The 3,472-nt window shown below is 38.7% G+C and carries 3 protein-coding genes and 1 tRNA gene; 1 reads left to right on the top strand and 3 read right to left on the bottom strand.

Going from position 1 to position 3,472, the window contains the following annotated elements; all coding sequences use genetic code 11:
- The 3 genes from DO88_RS00115 to DO88_RS00120 form a co-directional block, all read right to left on the bottom strand.
- A tRNA-Ser gene (locus tag DO88_RS00115) sits at positions 1-91 on the bottom strand.
- Between the two features lie 218 nt (positions 92-309).
- Positions 310-450 (bottom strand): hypothetical protein, encoded by a 141-nt coding sequence (locus DO88_RS19000; protein WP_198022424.1) that lies wholly within the window; start codon positions 448-450, stop codon positions 310-312.
- Positions 451-980: 530 nt separating this feature from the next.
- The gene (locus DO88_RS00120; RefSeq protein ID WP_033041232.1) at positions 981-1,910 is read right to left on the bottom strand and encodes a DMT family transporter; all 930 of its coding nucleotides are present in this window, start codon (positions 1,908-1,910) and stop codon (positions 981-983) included.
- 102 nt (positions 1,911-2,012) lie between these two features.
- Between DO88_RS00120 and DO88_RS00125 the strand changes: the two genes are divergently transcribed.
- Positions 2,013-3,455, top strand: a complete 1,443-nt coding sequence (locus tag DO88_RS00125) for an aminotransferase-like domain-containing protein (RefSeq protein WP_007377897.1) — start codon at positions 2,013-2,015, stop codon at positions 3,453-3,455.
- The last annotated feature ends 17 nt before the right edge of the window (positions 3,456-3,472 follow it).

The following is a 3,472-nucleotide window of genomic DNA, read 5'->3' as shown; positions in this document are numbered from 1 at the left end:
TGGTGGAGAGATAGGGATTTGAACCCTAGATGGGCTATAAACCCATGCCGGTTTTCAAGACCGGTGCATTCGACCACTCTGCCATCTCTCCGTGACGCAGAATAATACTTAGGTGATACCGCTGTGTAAATAGCAAAATGACTGTTTGCCTAAAAAATATACGTAAATGAGGTTTTTTTTGTAAATAAGGGGAAATTAAGGCAGTTTTTGAATAATAAATAGGTTGCAGCAAACTGTGGGAGCTAAAGAAGAGGCTTCATTTAGTGGTTGAGTGTTTGCTGCACCGCAAAAATAATCATGGTTGGGTGATTATTTATATTGAGCTGCGCCGCTAAGTGCTAGTCTTTTACCAATCGTGTTAAGTTTAGCTAACATTTTTGCTTTACGGTTAGTTGGTTTAACTGCAATGTGCGCAGATGCCGTTTGGTTTAATGTATTAATTGGATTCATTACCTTGCTCCGAGTTTGTCTGTTGAAATCGAGTGCATTTTGCACGTTAACTGATTAAAAATACAACGATAAAAATTGAGTGTGAAGCATTAGTTATTTTGATGTGAAAAGCTTTTAAATACGTTCGATTTTACTTTTTAAATAAGTGTTTTGAATAGTTATTTAAAAAACAAAATACCTATTGCTCTATATTTGCAAGGCTTGTGTGCTTGCTTAGGTTTTTTTATGCATTTTACTTTGTTTTTTTTGACTAATTATTCAGATTAAATTATTTTGATTAAAGTGTTTTTCTTCATGCTTTGCGGCTATGTTTTATATCAGTAAAGTTGCTGTTATTGATAATTACTAATGTGGGTAAATATATAATCAAAAAACAGCTTAAATTATTTGAAATTGTTCATTGATGATGGCGTTTATTATAACGAGTCAATGGCACTGCAATGATGAGTTTATTTTTTTCACTATATTGGTAATAAAAAAAGCGCCTACATACTGTAGGCGCTTTGCGTTAGTTGCGTTAAATAACGCGTCTAACTGGGGACGGAGCCACTTTTAGCTATTGCTCTATTTGCTAAAAAGGCATTAATTTTTTTTGTTGGGGTAAGCACAATGGCGTTACCTAATAGCACTAGGCTAAATCCTGCAAAGGTATTTGCATGCCATTCAAAGCCTTCAAAAAAGCTACTCAGTGTTACTGCCACTAATGGAAATAAAACAATAACGTAGCTGGCTTTTTCAGGGCCTATATTTCTTAGCAGCGCAAAGTAGCACCCAAAAGCGATTACGGTGCCAAATATTGATAGGTAAAGTAGTGATAACCAGTAACTTGGTGGAGCATTTAAACTAAATTGCACATCGTTCATTAATACATATAAAGCTAAGCCTATGGCGCTGTATAACATACCCCATGCATTGCCTTGCAATACACCAATTTGCTTACGAGAATTACGAACGCTTACCATGTTTCCTAATGAAGCCACAAAGGTGCCACCAAGGGCAAGTAGTAACCCGACCAACGCACCATTACTCAAGTCGAACTGCTGTAACTGTGGCCAAAACAGACACGTAATACCTAACACAGCGAGTACAGCACCTGTATAAATTCGTTTTGAGATTGGCTTTCCAAAAAATAGTCGAGTGTTAACTATGTTCATAACCAGCAGCATTGAAAAGGCAATTGAGGTCATTGCGGAGGTTAAGTAATTTTGCGCCCAGTAAAGCATTAAATAGTTTAATCCAAAATTACAAATGGCTAATAAAACAAAAAAGCCATGATCTAGTAATTTAAATCGCATGTCGGGTTTTTTGTACGCTACATATAACCACATCAAAAGCGCTGCAATAGTAAAGCGATAAAATAACGATAACTCTACCGCAATATCGCCCAGTTGAAATTCGATGGCCAACCAAGTAGAACCCCAAATTAAAACGGTTGTAATGTATAGCGCTGCACTTTTCATGGTTACTCTCCAAAGCCCGATTGAATGGCTATTTTAAGACCTATCTGTATACTTACCATATACAGAAAAGTAAAAATGTAACCTATACAGATTGGGTGTGTGATGATAAGACAAAAAAATAGCCAAGGGCACGATTTTTTATATCAACAAGTTATTCAGTTGATCAGAGATATGAGTGCCCAACAGGTTTTACTGCCTGGCGAAAAACTTCCATCATTGCGCAAAATGGCAGATAACTTAAACATAAGTATCCCTACCGTAAAACAAGCGTATCAAGTACTTGAAGATCAGGGGTTAGTAGAAGCACGTGAAAAATCGGGATATTTTTTAAAAGTCGTTAGCATGGCGCGCAATTTGCCTAAGCGTGTTAAATTAAGTCGCGAGCCTGTTGTGGTAAATAAACAAGCCTTAATAGAGCAGGTGTACAGTGCGATTCATCAAGCTAACGTAGTCCCTTTTGGTATTGCTAATCCAATTGCTGCTGCACCCACCGATAAAGCACTCGCCAGAAACATGCGCCGTGTAATGACAATTGCGGGCAGTAAAGCTATTAACTATGGGCCAACAGATGGGTTTGTACCGCTGAAAAAGCAATTGGTGCATCGCTATTTAGATTTTGGTATTGGCATTGATATGGACGAGCTTGTGATCACCAATGGTGCGCAAGAAGCCATGGCTATTGCGCTTAAATGTGTAACAAAGCCTGGCGATGTAGTTGCTATTGAGACGCCTTGTTATCACGGAATTATCGAGTTAATAGAAAGCCTAGGGCTTAAAGCGCTCGAAATACCACTGTGCCCAGATAATGGTATTTGGTTAAGTGATTTGGAACGCGCTTTAAATGAGCATGACATAAAAGCGTGTTTATTCTCGACAGCAATTAGCAACCCTGTGGGCAGCTTTATGCCTGATACAAATAGACAGCAGCTGGTGGAGCTACTTGAAAGTCATGACGTAGTGCTTATTGAAGATGACGTATACGGCGATTTATATTTTACGGCAAAACGAGGCACACCTGCTTTAGCGTACTCTAAAAAAGGATTAGTGATTAGTTGCTCATCTTTTTCTAAAACGGCAGCGCCGAGCTATCGTGTAGGTTGGTTAGTTGCGGGTAAATTTGCAACGCAAGCAAGGCGATATAAAAGAGCGCTAAGTTGCTCTGCTTCTTTAATAAACCAATGGACGTTATCTGAATTTATTGCCAGCGGCGAGTACGACCGAAATTTAAAAGTACTTAGGCAGCGCTTGCGCGATAATAAAGAGCGTATGCGATGGTGCTTACAACAAGCAATGCCAAAAAACACACGTATAAGCAATCCAAAAGGAGGCTGCGTAATGTGGCTAGATTTAGGAGGCGAGTACGATAGCCAAACATTGTTTTTACTTGCGCTTGAGGTCGGTATTAGTATTACCCCTGGGCTTGTTTTTTCGGCCTCTAATAAATATAAAAGCTGCGTCAGGTTAAGTTATGGTGTGCAATGGAGCGCGCAAATTGAGCAAGCAATAGTTACATTGGGTAAGCTTACTTTATTAGCTAAAAAGTAATACCAATCTGCTTATAT

Source organism: Pseudoalteromonas sp. S3431, from assembly GCF_000690035.1.
GTDB classification, from domain to species: Bacteria; Pseudomonadota; Gammaproteobacteria; order Enterobacterales; family Alteromonadaceae; genus Pseudoalteromonas; species Pseudoalteromonas fuliginea.
This window is presented reverse-complemented; position numbering and strand designations above follow the sequence as displayed.

Bases quoted from the DNA above. Each gene is read 5' to 3' on its own strand.
- DO88_RS19000 (WP_198022424.1), bottom strand. From the start codon at position 450: ATGAATCCAATTAATACATTAAACCAAACGGCATCTGCGCACATTGCA.
- DO88_RS00120 (WP_033041232.1), bottom strand. From the start codon at position 1,910: ATGAAAAGTGCAGCGCTATACATTACAACCGTTTTAATTTGGGGTTCT.
- DO88_RS00125 (WP_007377897.1), top strand. From the start codon at position 2,013: ATGATAAGACAAAAAAATAGCCAAGGGCACGATTTTTTATATCAACAA.